The following is a 15075-nucleotide window of genomic DNA, read 5'->3' as shown; positions in this document are numbered from 1 at the left end:
CGCTCCTTACATCGGGCATACGCGGTTCTGCCGGGCTTCTCAGGGCGGACTCAGGCTCCTCTCATCTTCGGCGGACACGCTCGTAGTCATGACAGAGAGCCAGCGCCCGAGCGGCGAGTACCCGATGTACCCCTCGTACGGCAACGGCGACGCGGCCTACCCGCCGCCGCCGTCATACCCGCCCGTGCAGCCCTCCGCACACGCCCCGGACGCCTCGCACCAGGAGCCGGGATCGGCCGCGTGGCCCCCGCCCGGGCCGGCCGCGCCCCGGCACCGCGAGCGGGCCAGGCGCCCGGTGGCCCTCCTCGCGGCGGTGGCCATCGCGGCGGGGGTCGTCGGCGGCGGCACCGCCGTCCTCGTCGGCGAGCTCACCGGCCGCGGCGGCGACACCGGCTCCGCCGCCGGTGTCGTCCCCGGCACCACCGTCTCGCAGAGCAGCAAGGGCACCGTCGCCGGTGTCGCCAAGGCCGTCTCCCCGATGATCGTCGAGATCAACGCGACGTCGACGGCGGGCGAGTCCACGGGCTCCGGCGTGGTCATCACCTCCGACGGCGAGATCGTCACCAACAACCACGTCATCTCCGGCGCCTCGTCGGTCAAGGTGCAGCTCAGCACCGGCCGCACGTACACCGCGAAGGTCGTCGGCACCGACCCCGCCAAGGACCTCGCCCTGATCAAGCTCCAGGGCGCGAGCGGGCTCAAGACGGCCACGCTGGGCGACTCCTCGGCGGTCGCGGTCGGCGACCAGGTCGTCGCGATCGGCTCCCCCGAGGGCCTCACCGGCACCGTCACCAGCGGCATCGTCTCCGCCCTCGACCGCGATGTCACCGTCGCCAAGGAGGACGGCAGCGGCCAGAACCAGGGGCAGGGCCAGGGCCAGGGCGGGCTCGGCGGCGGGCAGTGGCCGTTCGAGTTCGGCGGCCGCCAGTTCAACGGCGACACCGGCGAGTCGACCACCACGTACAAGGCGATCCAGACCGACGCCTCCCTCAACCCCGGCAACTCCGGCGGCGCCCTCATCAACATGAACGGCGAGATCATCGGCATCAACTCCGCCATGTACTCGGCGAGTTCGTCCGGCGGCTCGGACAGTTCGAGCGCCGGCAGCGTCGGGCTCGGCTTCGCCATCCCGGTGAACACCCTCAAGGCCGACCTGGCCTCCCTGCGCTCCGGCGGCAGCTCCTGAGGGCCCGGCCGTGCGGGGCCCGGCCCCCGGGCGTGCAAGGCTGAGATCCGGAAGGCACCGCCGTACGCCAACGAGATAACCGGACCGACCGGGGAAGAGGACCACGACCGATGAGCCCCGCCGAGGACGCCCCGCAGCGCATCCTGATCGTCGACGACGAACCCGCCGTGCGCGAGGCCCTGCAACGCAGCCTCGCGTTCGAGGGCTACGGAACCGAGGTCGCCGTCGACGGTCTCGACGCGCTGGCCAGGGCCGAGGCCTACGCCCCCGACCTCATCGTCCTCGACATCCAGATGCCCCGGATGGACGGCCTGACCGCCGCCCGCCGGCTCCGCTCCGCCGGCACCACCACCCCCATCCTGATGCTGACCGCGCGCGACACCGTCGGCGACCGGGTCACCGGCCTCGACGCGGGCGCCGACGACTACCTGGTCAAGCCCTTCGAGCTGGACGAGCTCTTCGCCCGGATCCGCGCCCTGCTGCGCCGCAGCTCGTACGCGGCCCCGGCGGGCACCACTGCCTCCGACCCCGACGAGCTTGCCTTCGCCGACCTCCGGATGAACCTCGCCACCCGCGAGGTCACCCGGGGCGACCGCCGCGTCGAGCTGACCCGTACCGAGTTCACCCTGCTGGAGATGTTCCTGGCCCACCCGCGCCAGGTCCTCACCCGCGAACAGATCCTCAAGGCCGTCTGGGGCTTCGACTTCGAGCCCAGCTCCAACTCCCTGGACGTGTACGTGATGTATCTGCGCCGCAAGACGGAGGCGGGCGGCGAGCCGCGCCTCGTGCACACCGTGCGCGGGGTCGGCTACGCGCTCCGCGCCGGCGGCGGTGACGGATGACCGGCTCCCTGTCCCGTTTCCGGGCCCTGCCGCTCCGCTCCCGGCTGGCCCTGCTGGTGGCGAGCGCGGTCGCGGCGGCGGTCGCGGCGGTGGCGGTGGCCTGCTGGTTCGTCACCCGGGAACAGCTGGAGAACCAGCTGGACACCTCGCTGCGGAACGTCTCGGCCAGCGACGACACCGTACGGAGCCTGTTCGCCGCCTGCACCCACCCCGACCAGGCCGCTCCCCCGCCGTTCAAGGGGTCGTACATCGTGCAGCTGGTCACCGCGGCCGGCAGCACCTGCACCTCGGCCGGTGCCTCCCCGATCGAGGTGACGGCCGCGGACACCGCCGTCGCCGCCGGGGAACAGCCCGAGGCCCTGCACACCGCCACCACCAGGAACGGCGGCAAGGTACGGGTGCACACCTACCCGTACGAGACCCGCACCCCGCTGCCCGGGCTGGTCACGGGCGGTCTCGCGGTCTCGGTGGCCCGCCCGCTGAGCGAGATCGACGACCCGCTCTCCTCGCTCGCCTGGATGCTCCTGGTCGTCTCCGGCATCGGGGTCGTCGGCGCCGGGGCGGCCGGGCTCTGGGTGGCCCGCACCGGCCTGCGCCCGGTCGACCGGCTCACCGGCGCCGTCGAGCACGTCGCCCGCACCGAGGACCTCACCGTCCGCATCCCGGTCGACGGCGAGGACGAGATCGCCCGGCTCTCCCGCTCCTTCAACTCGATGACCGCCTCCCTGGCCAGCTCCCGCGACCGCCAGGCCCAGCTCATCGCCGACGCGGGCCACGAGCTGCGCACCCCGCTGACGTCGCTGCGCACCAACATCGAGCTCCTGGCCCGCAGCGACGACACCGGCCGGGCCATCCCGCCCGACGACCGCAAAGCCCTGATGACCTCGGTGAAGGCGCAGATGACCGAGTTGGCCTCGCTCATCGGCGACCTCCAGGAACTGGCCCGCCCCGACGCCCCGGCCCCCGGCCCGCTCCAGGTCGTCGCGCTGCACGACATCGCGGACACCGCCCTGGAACGCGCCCGGCTGCGCGGCCCGGAACTGACCCTCCGGGCCGACCTGGCCCCCTGGTACGTACGGGGCGAGCCCGCCGCGCTGGAGCGGGCGGTGGTCAACGTCCTGGACAACGCGGTGAAGTTCAGCCCGCCCCGGGGCACCGTCGAGATCGCCCTGCGCAACGGCGAACTGACCGTACGGGACCAGGGCCCCGGCATCCCCGCCGACGAACTCCCGCACGTCTTCGAACGCTTCTGGCGCTCCCCGTCCGCCCGCCAGCTCCCCGGCTCGGGCCTGGGCCTGTCGATCGTCGCCCGCACGGTCCAGCAGGCCGGCGGCGAGATCACCCTCCGCCCGGCCCCGGACGGCGGCCCCGGCACCCTCGCCACGATCCGCCTCCCGGGAGCCCCGACACCCCCACCAGGTCTGTGAGGCGGGGCCGCTCGCTTCAGCAGATCAGTTGTCGTAGAGGCCGGCTTCCTCGGTAAGACCGACCAACTCGTCGAGTCCTCGGCGACGCCGTGAGCGCCTCTTCTCCCTGTAGTCGAGAACGTCCGCCAGGAGCACCCTGCGGTGCCGCCCCGGCCTCGAAAACGGTATGCCGCCCTCGTCGAGGATCTTGACGAACGTCGGTCGGCCGACTCGCAGCAGGTCGGCGGCCTCCTGCGTGGTCAGCGTGGTGTTCACCGGAGTGGCCGTCACGGCCTTGCCCTCCGCCAGGGCCCGCACCACCACCTCGGGCAACAAGGTCCGGTCTTCGACGGAGCTGTGCATGGCTCTTTCTCCCTCGTAGATGACCCCAAACTCGCGCAATTCGAAAGAAACCGTGATCGCGGGTTCGGGAGCTGCGGGTGAACAGGGCGCGGACGGGGAACAGGGTGTCGCCGTGTTCCCGGTACGCCCCGCCTCAGGCCCCCACGGTCCCGTCGACGCCCTCGCGCAGGAAGTCCGCGTGCCCGTTGTGGCGCCCGTACTCCAGGAGCACGTGCACCATCACCATCCGCAGCGAGACCTCCTCGCCCCACCTCGGCTGGTACCCGACCAGGTCCAGCGAATCGGCCTCCCGCTCGATCCGGCGCGCCGTCGCCACCTCGGTCTCCCAGGCGGCGAACGCCTCCTCCCGCGTCGAGGAGCTCGCGTCGTACGCCGCCTGGAAGTCCATCTCGTCGGACCAGACCAGGGGCACGTCGTTGTCCTCGAACGCCCGGCGGAACCACGTCCGTTCCACCTCCGCCATGTGCCGCACCAGCCCGAGCAGGGAGAGCGTGGAGGGCGGCATCGACCGCTGCCGCAGTTCCTCGTCGGTGAGCCCCTCGCACTTCATGGCGAGGGTCGCGCGGTGGTAGTCGAGGAAGGCCCGCAGTGTCTCGCGCTCGCTGCCGAGGTGGGGCGGGCCCGTCCGATGGTCGTGGGTCACTGGCGTACTCCTCGTCGTCCGTAAGGGCGTTGATCAGTATCCGCCGCCCCGGGACCGCCGAGGGAGGAGTTACGGGGGCCGGGCCCGACGCGCCCGGCTACCGGCCGACGGAACGCCAGATGCGGTCCGCCATGACCCGCTCGACCTCGGCCAGGTCCACGTCCCCGAGGGAGAGCCAGCGGCGGGCGACCGCCGTGACCGGCCCCAGGATCAGCGATTCCAGCACGGGAAGGGGAAGGTCCACGAGCTCCCCCGAGCTCTGCCGGGCGTGCAGCCAGCCCGCGATCGGGGCCAGCCGGGCTTCCTGCGCGCCCCGTATCCGCCGGGCGTGCGCGTCGATCTCGCGGTCGGCGGCGACGGAGTGCATGAGCCGGGCCGCGGCCGGGTTGAGCCGGACGAAGAGCAGATAGGCCCGCACCAGCGCGTGCACCCCGTCCCGGGCGTCGTCCACCTCCTCCAGGGCCGCGCCCAACTCGTCGAGGAGCCGGCCCAGCCAGGACTGCGCGAGGGCGAGCACCACGCCCTGGAGGCTGCCGAAATGGTGGTAGATGCTTCCCGCGCTGACGCCGCTGGCCGAGGTGATCGCGCCGAGCGTGAGACCGGCCTCGCCCCTGGCCTCGTAGAGGTCGAGCGCGCAGTCGAGCACCTGCGCGGCGGTGGCCTCACCGCGTTGCTGCTTGGGGCTCATCGTTGCCGTCCTCGCTTCCGGAACCAGGGCCTCACGTCTCGTCGGCCCCTCCTACGGTGTCCCGGCCGGACAGCCTAGTGAAGTTTCCGAAATTATTTCCGGAAGTAGTTCCAATTACCGCGTTCGGTACCTCAGACTGAACCACGCTCACCCCAACTGGCTTAGGGGCGAGGGCATTTCGGACGGGCCGGCTCGGCCTCGGGGGCCACGGCGCGGGACACACGGGGGAACGCTCGGACATGACCAGCGCGCATCACGACGACCACGGGGGCGGTGGCGGCGGTCTCGACGGCGACATAGAGCCGCTGGCCGCGAACGATCCGGCCCGCATCGGGCCCTATCTGCTGCTGGGCAGGCTTGGCTCGGGCGGCATGGGCCGGGTCTATCTCGCCCGGTCGGAGGGCGGCCGTACGGTCGCGGTCAAGGTGGTGCACGCCGAGCACGTGGCGGACCCGCAGTTCAGAGCCCGTTTCCGGCGCGAGGTCGAAGCGGCGAGGCGGGTCGGCGCGCGCTACACCGCGCCCGTACTGGACGCGGCCCCCGACGAGGAGTACCCCTGGGTCGCCACCGGATACGTCCCCGGGCTCTCCCTGGAACAGGTCGTACGCGGCCACGGCGCGCTGCCCACCGCGTCGGTGCTCGCCCTCGCCGACGGGCTCCTGCGCGCGCTGAAGGACATCCACGCGGCCCGCATCGTCCACCGCGACCTCAAGCCCTCGAACGTGATGCTCACGGCCGAGGGCCCCCAGGTCATCGACTTCGGCATCGCCCGCGCCGTCGAAACCTCGGTCGAGTCCCTGCTCACCAGTACGGGGATGGTGATCGGCTCACCGGGGTTCATGGCCCCGGAGCAGGTCCTCGGGGAGGACGTGGGCCCGAAGAGCGATGTGTTCGCGCTGGGTTGCGTACTGACCTACGCGGCGACCGGCACGCTCCCGTTCGGCCGCGGGGCGAGCAACCAGCACGCGGTGATGTACCGCATCGTCGAGGGCGCGCCGGACCTCGACCGCGTCCGCGACGCGTCGCTGCGCGCCCTGATCGGCCGGCTGCTGACCAAATCGGTCGACCAACGCCCCTCGGTGGACGAGCTGCTGGCGGATCCCGACCGGCCACAGCCCCCGTCGGGCGCGGCATCGTGGCTGCCGCCCGAGGTGGTCGGCCACCTCGCGCGGCGGTCCGCGCGGCTGCTGGACGCGGAGGCCGCGCCGGTGCGCCGGGAGCAGGTGGACCGGAGCACGGTCGCCCTCCGCCCACCGGCCCCCGAAGCGGAGTCGGCGCCCGGACCCGATCCGACCGCTCCCGCCGGGGCGTCGGCCGCCCCGGAGCCGCCGTCACCGCCCCCCTCGCCGTCACCGTCGCCGTCACCTCGGAAGGCGAAGTCCAAGCGGGAGCGGCGGCGCCGGGCGCTGATCGTTTCCGTCCCCGTGGTCCTGATCCTGGGCGGGGGCGGTGGGACGCTGGCCGTGCTGCAGCCGTTCGGCAGCGACCGGAACGACCACGCGTCCCCGCCCGCCGCCTCCTCCGCCGGCCCGACGGGCACGGCCTCCCCGACAACACCGCCCTCCTCACCGTCCGCCACCCCGCCCCGGGACCGAAAGAGTCCCCACGCCTCCGACGACAAGAGCGGCAAGGCCCGCGACGGCAAGGACGGACGCGACGGGCACGACGGGGAGAACGGCCGCAACGCGACCGGACAGAGCGGAGGCTCGGGTTCCTCCGGCTCCACCAGCAGCGGGTCACGCAGCGGCGGAACCGGCGCGGGAACCGGCAGCGGATCCGGCGACGGGTCCGGGTCCTCCTCGGGCTCCACCTCCGGCTCGGGCGGCTCCTCCGGGGGTTCCACGGGCGGCTCGGGCGGATCGGGCGGCTCGGGCGGGGGAAGCTCGGTTCCCTCCTCGTTCGTGGGCACCTGGAAGTACGGCGAGACCTACAACACCGGACAGCCCGGCACCATCACCATCTCCGGCTCGGGCGTGGTCCGGCTGACCGACTACCCGTTCAACAACTGCCCGTACGAGGGAAAGGTGACCTCTACGACGAGCAGCCGCGTCAACGTCGGCGCCCTCCAGCTCGTCGGCGCGAACCCCGGCTACTGCTACCGGTCGCAGGACCCGTCGTTCTTCGTCCTCAACCCCGGCGGCATCCGGCACAACGTCGGCCCCGCCAGCGGCGACGGCTACTTCTACAAGCGGGGCTGATCCGGCCGGTCGGCGTCTCAGACCCCCGGGTTGTGCCGGATCAACGACTCGACCAGGCCCGGTCGGGTCGCCGGGAAGTCCAGCGGGACGATGCCGAGGCCGGTCCAGCCGGAGGCTTCCGCGCCGTCGAGGAAGGAGTGCACCTGCGGGTTGAGCCGGTCGGCGTTCCAGCGGGGCGGCAGCAGGGCGGCCGTGCTGACGTAGTTCATGAACAGCTTGCCGGGCTGTCCGGCCGCCTTGCGGAACTGGGCTTCGATCTTCGGGTACTTGGCGAACGGCTCCGCCATGTAGTCGTCCTGGATGTCGAAGAGTCCCGGGTCCGCGTACCGGACCCCGGGCAGGCCGCCGTTGTCGGCGAGGAGCACGACCTTGCCGCGCGCCTCCCCCAGCGAGGGCAGCGAGGAGCCGATACGGAACAGCGGGCGCCAGCCCCGGTTGTCGAGGTAGTCGTCGAAGACCGCCCGGAACGCCGCGTCGCTCTCCTCCGAGTACTCCTGCTTGACCCGCATCAGCACGGTTTCGGTGGGGTGCGCCGCCAGGAAGTCCCAGCAGGCGCCGAGCACATCGCCGAACATCAGGTTCTGGTACGAGGCCCCGTGGTGGATCGCGAACGACCCGCCGGTGATCCGGCACCGTACGTCGAGGAAGCGGATGCCGCTGTCCAACTGTTCGGCGATCGTGGTGTTCTGGCATTCGGTCCAGGGTCCGCCGTACCGTGCGCCGGAGTCGTGCGACCCGGGGATCGTGAGGGCCCGCAGCGCGGTCGCGTCGGGTATCGCGCCCATCCACCCCTGGGTGGTGAGGGCCTGCCGGTCGGCGGCGCGCGCGGAACCCGCGCCGATCAGCACGGTGGCGGTGGCGGCCAGGGTTCCGGCCAGGAAGTTGCGGCGGGTGGCGGTGTGCGGGGCGTGCGGGCGGTACGGGCTCATGCGGGCGTTCCTCCGTCTGCCGTGGGGTCAGCCGTCAGATTATGACCGGCACACGTCACATCGGGAACAGCGTCAACGGCGGCCCCGGACGCCCGAAAGACCCGATTACCCTTACTTCCCGCCGATCTACCGGCCTACCGATCCGTCCGGTGGACGAACCCGCAGCCAAGGAGCCGACATCAACGCCACCTCCCGGCACCGCGACACCACCGGGCGGGCCGCCAGAGCCCTCGCCCTGACCGGAGCCGCGATCCTGGCCCTCGGCGGCTGCGATGCCCTGAACACGGACAAGACTCCCGAGCGCGTCCGGAACGGCACCAACGAACTCGATCTGGAGGTCACCGGCCGCCCGACCCCCGGCAGCCTCTCCGTCACGGAACGGGTCCTGGCCCGCCTCAAGGCCCGGGACGCCGACGGCCTGGCCGCGCTCGCGGCGTCAGTCGGCGACCCCGAGTCCGACGCGAAACGCTGGACGGCCCGATGGAGCGGCCCCGCCCAACACCCGGCGACGGCCGACTTCTTCCAGGGCGAGCGGGAGAGCACCGTCGACATCCGCTTCACCGACGAACGGTCCACGCTTTCCCTCGTGCTGAGGGACCACGACTACGACGACGCGTACGACGTCGTCCTGAACGACGAGGGCTGACGCTCCGACCACCGCCCCCGGCTGGACCGCAACCGGCCCCCTCACCCCGCTCGCCCCGCTCGCCCCGCTCGCCCCCAGGACCTCCTACGGGCTCTACGGGTGGACCAAGGACAACTCGTGGTCAGCGAGCCACGTCACCTTCACCCTGGCCGACCTGGAACGGCTCACGCCTGGAAGGGACTTCTACCAGCGGTCCACAGGAGTCAGCGAGGAAGTGGCCGTCACCATCTCCACGGCCGAGTTCAAGGCCACGGCCTGCGGGCGGGAATGACGCGATGGCGCTGCCGCCCGGCTGCTCGGGCGGTGGGGAGTGACCACACCGCCCGTCCGCGTGGGCGCTTCAGGTGTGGCTGACCTTGACGACCACAGTGCGGCACAACTTGTCGGCGAGCGTCTGCCGCTTGCTGTCGAACAGCGGCAGGAACCAGCCGATATAACAGGGCAGGCTGTCCACGATGTGCGCGAGCTTGCGCACGAACGCCATCCCCATGCCGAGCGTGCCACCATCGGCCTCACGACGCAGGCTGATGCCCAGGACCCGCTTCCCGGTCGTCTGCCCGGTCGAACCTTCCCGGTAGAGCTGGAATATCGCCATGACCAGGGTGTAGACGACACCGACCGCGAAGAACGCGCCGGGCTCCGCGGTCGCCGGATCGTCACTGCGGGCCAGGTCGATGAACCCCATCCCGTACATCGGCCCGAGAATGATCAGCCCGTCAAGCAGATAGGCGCCAACCCGACGCCCCCAATGCGCCAGCGGCGGCACACCCACCCCGTACCCGCCCTGCGGATACGCCCCGTACGGCGGATACCCGTACGGCGTGTACCCGTACGGCGCGTGCCCGGGCATGTTCTGCGACGCCGGGGCCTGGTATCCGGGCTGGGCAGGTGAATTCTGCGGGTCGTACGGGGTATGCGGGTCGCCGAAACTCAAGGTGCTCTCCATGGAACGGAAACAGGCTGCGCGGGGAAATACAAAGGAAATGGCGGTCATCCTCTCCACGGCCGAGTTCAAGGCCACGGCCTGCGGGCAGGAATGACACGATAGTGCTGTGCTGCCGTCTGGCTGCCCGGGGGTGGGGTCGTTTTTTAATGTGTCACCTACCCCCTCATGTGTCACACATTTTTGCAAGGGGGGGTGACCATACCGCCCGCCCGCGTGGGCAGTTCAGCTGTGGCTGACCTTGACGACCACGGTGCGGACATCTTGTCGGCGAACGTCTGCCGCTTGGTGTCGAACAGCGGCAGGAACCAGTCGATGTAACAAGGCAGGCTCCAGTCATGACAGGCGTGACTGCCGAAGTTCCAAGATTTCCCTTGCCTCCAGCGGAGCCTCCTCTACCAGAATTCCCGCTTCAGCAGCTTGTGGCATCTCCCGAAGAACCATCAGCGCGGCCTCAGGCGTCATTCCCCGCACATAGGCTTCTTTTAGCCGCTCCAACCAGATGAGTCCGGCTTGGTAGCCCTCAACGTCGGCTTCATCGCGGGGTTCGAAACTCGCCGCACCTTCGCTGTTTGATGCCCAGAGGTAGCCCAGAACTCCGCTGCGACTACGAACCGGGAAGTACAGGACGCGACCTGACGCCTCACGCCGATAGCCCTGCTCAAATTCTTGGGTATGCCTGAAGATCCTGTTCCGGTAAGGGATCTCGAACCGCCCCCACGAATCGGACGGCGCACCATCATCATCGAAATGACTTTCTACGCCAGTTTCAGTGGGTTTCCCAAAGTAAGTCGGATCTTCTGGCCCCGTATCTGAATCGAGGACCACAGACAGGTCCCTCAGAGCAGAAGCCAACCTGGGTGAATTCTTGGCATACACAGAAGGCTGAGGATTACCTTTGAGGTCATAGGCCATCCACGCATCGGAAAAGGTAGTCAAATCAGTGGTGACGAAATCAAGGAAGGCAGAAGTGCCGAGTTGGAACAGGTTTTCCTGAAGGTAATCACCCTCCTCACCCACAAGCATTCCGGCGCACCGGATGGAGGTATCTACCGATCCTATCGACCCTGCGTCGACTCTCGCCTCGATGACACGCGCAAACCTTTGAGGGACCTCATCTCGACCCCCACCTTCCGCAGGGATTTCACCACGAAATAGGTAACTGCCCGACGCACCCGCCTCCGAGACGGAAATTTTAAAGTTGGGCCTCCCACAGGCCAGGCGATGCGCATGAAGAATCGAGTAGGCGTTGAGTGAATCACGGATACACCGAATGATGAGCCCTTCCTCACTATCACACCCCCAGGTCCAACGGGCTACCGGCGTACTGGTAATCACGACGATCCTTTCGGGAAAAATTTAGCCTCGGGAGGGACGAACAAATTCCCGTCCGGCGAACGAAATATGAACTGGACATTATTTTTGGCGTGCAAGCCATGCAGGCGGCCGAGCTGAGTAGCTATTTCAGCCCTCGACGCCTTGGTCTCCACCAAGAAAATTTTCACGTCCGCATGAGAGTCCGTGAGCTGCCGGATCTTCTTGAATACATTCCTGACAACCTTACCCGGGTCGGCCGGAGATTCCGGACCTGTCATATCTTTTAGTTGCCACCCGTATACGGTTCCATCCACATCACGTGCCATCACATCGAGATCTGTCTTTTCACCCGTGAAGACACCGGGCTTTATTTCATAACCATCCTGCTTGATCTCAAAAACTATTTTATCAGCTCCTCCGGAATGCAATCTCTCACCGAGGCGCAGTTGCTCAATCCCTCCCGAAATCCCATCAAGCCTACTCAGGCCGGACACTACCTCCCTGTATCCTTCGAAAGCTACAAGCTTTCCAGACGCAATTATCTCGGATATTTCCTGTCCAGCTGGATTCTTGGACAAGTTGTTCAAGGCCCGTTCAATGTCGTCAGGCTTCACACCAGTGCTGGTCAGCTGGCCACGTACCTGCGCCTCCATTTCACCACCGAGTTCCAGAGGGCCTGAGTGGTCCTGAGGCCTGTCCCACCCGCCAGGATCGCTGATGTCACGAGCGAATCCATCCGGCCCTCCGCCCCCGACGCCACCTCCACCTCCTCCTCCAGTACCGCTTCCCGCAGGTAGGTCGTGGCTCAAGCTGTGCCTGGTTCCTGGCAGCTCGGTGTGATGAATGGTGGTGGCGAGATGGTTGTGGGGTGGGGTGGGGCTGGTGTTGCCGGGTGGGGTGTGGTCGGGGGTGTGGTGGGCGGTTGCGCCGGTGAGGGCGGGTTCGTGGACTTCGGCTGGGGGCTGGGCGTTGAGGTTGCGTTCCTTGGTTGCCTGGTCGGCGCGTTGGAGGAGGGTGCCGTCCTCTTTGTAGAGGTTGCCGTCACGGTCGAAGTAGGCGGCTTCGCCGGCGAACGGGGAACGGACGGCGCCTTCGGGGAGAGCCACCGCACCGTCGGGGAGTTCGACCGTGCCGTTGGGGAGGGCGGTCGCGCCGTCGGGGATCGTGGCGCCCTCGGGGAGGTGCAGGGTGCCGTCCGGGAGGCGGAGGGTGCCCTCGGGGACAGTAATGACGTGGTCCGGGAGAGGCGGGAAGGTGGTGGTCTCCAGGCCCTTCAGCCCGGTCATGACGTCGCTGACCTTCGTGAGTCCGGCACCCGCACCCTTGAAGACGTACGTCATGGGGTCGACGACACGGGCGGTCTTGCCCGCGACGGAGAGGGTCTTGGCCAACGCGCCGGCCTTGCCGGCACCCGCTGCGGAGCCGCCGGTGCCGCCGGTGAAGACGGTGGTCAGGACGTTGAACGTGACCGCCCCCGCCGCACGGGACGGGTTGGAACCCCACTGGTCCCAGGCGATCAGGGCCTTGCCGGTCTCCTTCATCGCGGCGCGTGAGTCGCGTACCCAGGAGGGCAGTTTGTCGTCCGGGGCCGCCCAGAAGATGCCGTTGACGCCAGGAGTGATGGCGAGCGTCACTCCGGTGGCGAGCTTGGCCAGGCCGGTCCATGCCTGCTTCATGGAGTCCCAGCCCTCGGTGCCGACCAGGATGCCGAGACCTTCGAGGGTGCCCCCGACCCCGTCGACGATGAAGCCCCTGCCGAAGTCGTAGGCGTGGCGCCACACCTTCCACCACGGCACCGACTCCTCGACCGGTTCGCCCCACGGCAGGCTCGGCGCCTGTTTCAGCGCCTCGGCGTCGTACCCGTACGTCCCCGACCTGCCCGAGCCGTCACCGGTCTTCAGCGGATGCCCGCCGACCAAGGCGACGATCTTCGCGTGGCAGGCCCGCTCCACCTCCTGGAACGCGGCCCACACCTCGGCGATCTCGTTGCGGCGCCGGTTGTTCTCCTCGACCAGGTCGCCGTCCTCGGCCCAGTCGTCGTCCCCGTTCACCTTCACCCGGAAGGCGACCGCGTCCCGTTTCAGCGCCTTCAACTTCTCCACCAGCGGGAACGCGTCGTCCGAGTACGTGCCGAGCGCACCGGCGACCACACACAGGTCCTCGCTCAGCGACAGCCCCTTCGCCGCGACCGGGGCCGTCGTCGCGAAGAGCTGCTCCGCCTCCGGCGCCCGGTAGAAGGCACGCAGTCCGCCGAAGCTGCGATGCACGTCCCCGGCCGCCTCGGCGATCTTCGCCCCGTGCCCCGACAGCTCGGTCACCTTCACGTCGAGCAGCGCCAGATCACCCGTGAAGACGGGTATCCCGATCGGGTCGACCGGCGCCGGCCCTCCGCCTCTCACCGCATCCCCCGCATACGACGCAGCTCGTCCACCCGTACCGCCCTGGCGGCGTTCTGCGCCCGCTCGGCCGCCTCCAGGTCGCCCCGCACATAGGCGTTCGTCGCGTCCACCGCACCCAGCACCGCGGCCTCGGTTCGCTTCCCCATCGACACGAAGTCCCGCTCACGCACGTGCAGAAACTCCGCCAACGCCGCCGCCACCGGGCCCGCCGCCGCGCGCGACAGCGGTGCCTTCCCCGGCACAACCGGGCCCTGGAGCGGTGTGGACGCCTGCGGGCCCGGCACCGCCGTACCCGCCGCCGATGCCGCCTCCGACACCGTCTCCAGCAACGCCGTCAGCGCCTTCTGCAGGTCGTCGGCGTGCCCGCCCACGCTCCCCAACTGCCCCTGCACACCCTGTGGACGGATGTCCCAACCCACCACCGCAAGCCCCCGGAACGTTGCATTCGAACGCTCGCCCCTGGCTGGACAACCGTTCCCGAGGCCATCCCTATCAAGCCGAACATCGCTGTTGCAATCAGCAAATTGACAATCGGCCAACTACGTCCGAGATCGTGCGCCCAAAGGAACTTCGGAGTGTCGAAGCCGGGCCCGAGCCTCCCGATCCGTTCGCCACTGCGACCTCTACGGCAACGGTTCCTCGCCCTCCACGGGGAGGTCGAACCCCGGGCGTACGGTCCACTCGATCCAGGCGTCACCATGGCTCAGCGAGAGCCCACAGGGTTCGCCGCGATGAAGAGCAGCGAGGGCGCCCACGCATCCGCCGCCCTCGACCCAACTCAGCGCGCGGTGGCGTTCGAACGGCGGCAGTCCGACCGCCAAGGCCCGGATGTTCAAGCGGATGACGCGGATCGCCTCGGCGGGGTCGAGCGCCCTGTGCTGGAACACCTCGGCGATCTCGTCGGCCGCCAACGTCCGATAGGTGACCCGTTCGCACCAGAAGACGCGTGTCACGGACGATGCGGGGCGCTGGCGGTCGAGCACGGGCCTCTCCTGGCGCCCATCGAAATCGCCTCGCGCCCGCCGCCGGCGTGACGAGCCGCGAACGCGAGGCGATCCTTTGAAACTCCGCTCAACGGGCGCAGCACTGAGTGGAGTTGTGCATCACGAACGCCAACCCACCGGGGCCGGGTCGGCTGGAGGCACACCTCGAAGCTAGCGTTTTACGCGAGACCGTTTCAAGCGTTTGACGTCTAACGAGTGAGGTTCAGATGCTCGAAGCTTGCTAACGGGTCACCCAATCCAAGCCACCTCATACACAACGAGCGGCCCCCACCTGCGCCGATGGGAACCGCCCGAAGCGGGAGTGCTATGAATCAGGCCAGATCGTCGAACTCGCCGTCCTTCGCGCCTCCGAGGAAGGCGCGGAGCTTCGCACGGGTCGTCCGGATGACCACATCGGGGTTGTCACTCTCGCGCAACAGGATCTCGCCGCCGTGCTCGGCCAGCTCAAGGCAGTTGTTGCCCTCAGCATTCGATGACTTCGACGACTTTCGCCACTGGATTTCGATTTTTC

The 15075-nt window shown here is 69.1% G+C and carries 15 protein-coding genes; 5 read left to right on the top strand and 10 right to left on the bottom strand.

The features are described 5' to 3' along the window. Positions 1-88: 88 nt before the first annotated feature. The 3 genes from ACWC97_RS24725 to ACWC97_RS24715 all read left to right on the top strand — a co-directional run bounded on the left by ACWC97_RS24725 (position 89) and on the right by ACWC97_RS24715 (position 3455). Positions 89-1186 (top strand): S1C family serine protease, encoded by a 1098-nt coding sequence (locus ACWC97_RS24725; protein WP_352278946.1) that lies wholly within the window; start codon positions 89-91, stop codon positions 1184-1186. Positions 1187-1296: 110 nt separating this feature from the next. Beyond that, entirely contained in the window at positions 1297-2028 is a 732-nt protein-coding gene (locus ACWC97_RS24720) for a response regulator transcription factor (RefSeq protein ID WP_392278372.1), read from the top strand. After that, positions 2025-3455 carry a sensor histidine kinase gene (locus ACWC97_RS24715; RefSeq protein WP_352278943.1) on the top strand — a complete coding sequence of 477 codons (1431 nt, stop codon included), beginning with the start codon at positions 2025-2027 and terminating at the stop codon, positions 3453-3455. The genes ACWC97_RS24720 and ACWC97_RS24715 overlap by 4 nt, the downstream gene beginning before the upstream one ends. A gap of 24 nt (positions 3456-3479) precedes the next feature. Here ACWC97_RS24715 and ACWC97_RS24710 read toward each other — a convergent pair whose 3' ends face one another. From ACWC97_RS24710 to ACWC97_RS24700, 3 genes are all read right to left on the bottom strand, one after another. Next, positions 3480-3797 (bottom strand): helix-turn-helix domain-containing protein, encoded by a 318-nt coding sequence (locus ACWC97_RS24710; RefSeq protein ID WP_450651605.1) that lies wholly within the window; start codon positions 3795-3797, stop codon positions 3480-3482. A 133-nt stretch (positions 3798-3930) separates the two neighbouring features. After that, the gene (locus ACWC97_RS24705; RefSeq protein ID WP_450651603.1) at positions 3931-4440 is read right to left on the bottom strand and encodes a DinB family protein; all 510 of its coding nucleotides are present in this window, start codon (positions 4438-4440) and stop codon (positions 3931-3933) included. 97 nt (positions 4441-4537) lie between these two features. Continuing rightward, positions 4538-5128 (bottom strand): TetR/AcrR family transcriptional regulator, encoded by a 591-nt coding sequence (locus tag ACWC97_RS24700; RefSeq protein WP_450651602.1) that lies wholly within the window; start codon positions 5126-5128, stop codon positions 4538-4540. A 239-nt stretch (positions 5129-5367) separates the two neighbouring features. On the opposite strand from ACWC97_RS24700, the gene ACWC97_RS24695 reads away from it, so the two are divergent. Continuing rightward, positions 5368-7326 carry a serine/threonine-protein kinase gene (locus ACWC97_RS24695; RefSeq protein ID WP_450651601.1) on the top strand — a complete coding sequence of 653 codons (1959 nt, stop codon included), beginning with the start codon at positions 5368-5370 and terminating at the stop codon, positions 7324-7326. Positions 7327-7343: 17 nt separating this feature from the next. Here the strand turns inward: ACWC97_RS24695 and ACWC97_RS24690 are convergent, their stop codons facing one another. Continuing rightward, a complete protein-coding gene (locus tag ACWC97_RS24690) occupies positions 7344-8255 on the bottom strand; it encodes a phosphatidylinositol-specific phospholipase C (protein ID WP_450651599.1) in 912 nt (303 codons plus the stop codon). On the opposite strand from ACWC97_RS24690, the gene ACWC97_RS24685 reads away from it, so the two are divergent. Continuing rightward, positions 8254-8901 carry a hypothetical protein gene (locus ACWC97_RS24685; RefSeq protein WP_450651597.1) on the top strand — a complete coding sequence of 216 codons (648 nt, stop codon included), beginning with the start codon at positions 8254-8256 and terminating at the stop codon, positions 8899-8901. The two genes, ACWC97_RS24690 and ACWC97_RS24685, sit on opposite strands and share 2 nt — an antisense overlap. Before the next feature lie 340 nt (positions 8902-9241). Here ACWC97_RS24685 and ACWC97_RS24680 read toward each other — a convergent pair whose 3' ends face one another. The 6 genes from ACWC97_RS24680 to ACWC97_RS24655 form a co-directional block, all read right to left on the bottom strand. Then, entirely contained in the window at positions 9242-9895 is a 654-nt protein-coding gene (locus ACWC97_RS24680; RefSeq protein ID WP_450651596.1) for an RDD family protein, read from the bottom strand. A 285-nt stretch (positions 9896-10180) separates the two neighbouring features. Continuing rightward, positions 10181-10864 carry a hypothetical protein gene (locus ACWC97_RS24675; RefSeq protein ID WP_450651594.1) on the bottom strand — a complete coding sequence of 228 codons (684 nt, stop codon included), beginning with the start codon at positions 10862-10864 and terminating at the stop codon, positions 10181-10183. A gap of 314 nt (positions 10865-11178) precedes the next feature. Further along, on the bottom strand, positions 11179-13560 hold the full coding sequence (locus ACWC97_RS24670; RefSeq protein WP_450651592.1) for a hypothetical protein: 2382 nt from the start codon (positions 13558-13560) through the stop codon (positions 11179-11181). Further along, entirely contained in the window at positions 13557-13982 is a 426-nt protein-coding gene (locus ACWC97_RS24665; protein WP_352278924.1) for a DUF6507 family protein, read from the bottom strand. The genes ACWC97_RS24670 and ACWC97_RS24665 overlap by 4 nt, the downstream gene beginning before the upstream one ends. A gap of 201 nt (positions 13983-14183) precedes the next feature. Continuing rightward, entirely contained in the window at positions 14184-14543 is a 360-nt protein-coding gene (locus tag ACWC97_RS24660; protein WP_450651590.1) for a hypothetical protein, read from the bottom strand. A 332-nt stretch (positions 14544-14875) separates the two neighbouring features. Beyond that, entirely contained in the window at positions 14876-15070 is a 195-nt protein-coding gene (locus ACWC97_RS24655) for a DUF397 domain-containing protein (protein WP_450651783.1), read from the bottom strand. Positions 15071-15075 lie beyond the last annotated feature (5 nt).

It is taken from the genome of Streptomyces sp. NPDC001108 (assembly GCF_053598535.1).
This window is presented reverse-complemented; position numbering and strand designations above follow the sequence as displayed.

What these genes read in the sequence shown, in the direction of transcription:
- ACWC97_RS24725 (WP_352278946.1), top strand. Translation starts at nt 89, where the DNA reads ATGACAGAGAGCCAGCGCCCGAGCGGCGAGTACCCGATGTACCCCTCG.
- ACWC97_RS24720 (WP_392278372.1), top strand. Translation starts at nt 1,297, where the DNA reads ATGAGCCCCGCCGAGGACGCCCCGCAGCGCATCCTGATCGTCGACGAC.
- ACWC97_RS24715 (WP_352278943.1), top strand. Translation starts at nt 2,025, where the DNA reads ATGACCGGCTCCCTGTCCCGTTTCCGGGCCCTGCCGCTCCGCTCCCGG.
- ACWC97_RS24710 (WP_450651605.1), bottom strand. Translation starts at nt 3,797, where the DNA reads ATGCACAGCTCCGTCGAAGACCGGACCTTGTTGCCCGAGGTGGTGGTG.
- ACWC97_RS24700 (WP_450651602.1), bottom strand. Translation starts at nt 5,128, where the DNA reads ATGAGCCCCAAGCAGCAACGCGGTGAGGCCACCGCCGCGCAGGTGCTC.
- ACWC97_RS24695 (WP_450651601.1), top strand. Translation starts at nt 5,368, where the DNA reads ATGACCAGCGCGCATCACGACGACCACGGGGGCGGTGGCGGCGGTCTC.
- ACWC97_RS24685 (WP_450651597.1), top strand. Translation starts at nt 8,254, where the DNA reads ATGCGGGCGTTCCTCCGTCTGCCGTGGGGTCAGCCGTCAGATTATGAC.
- ACWC97_RS24690 (WP_450651599.1), bottom strand. Translation starts at nt 8,255, where the DNA reads ATGAGCCCGTACCGCCCGCACGCCCCGCACACCGCCACCCGCCGCAAC.
- ACWC97_RS24680 (WP_450651596.1), bottom strand. Translation starts at nt 9,895, where the DNA reads ATGACCGCCATTTCCTTTGTATTTCCCCGCGCAGCCTGTTTCCGTTCC.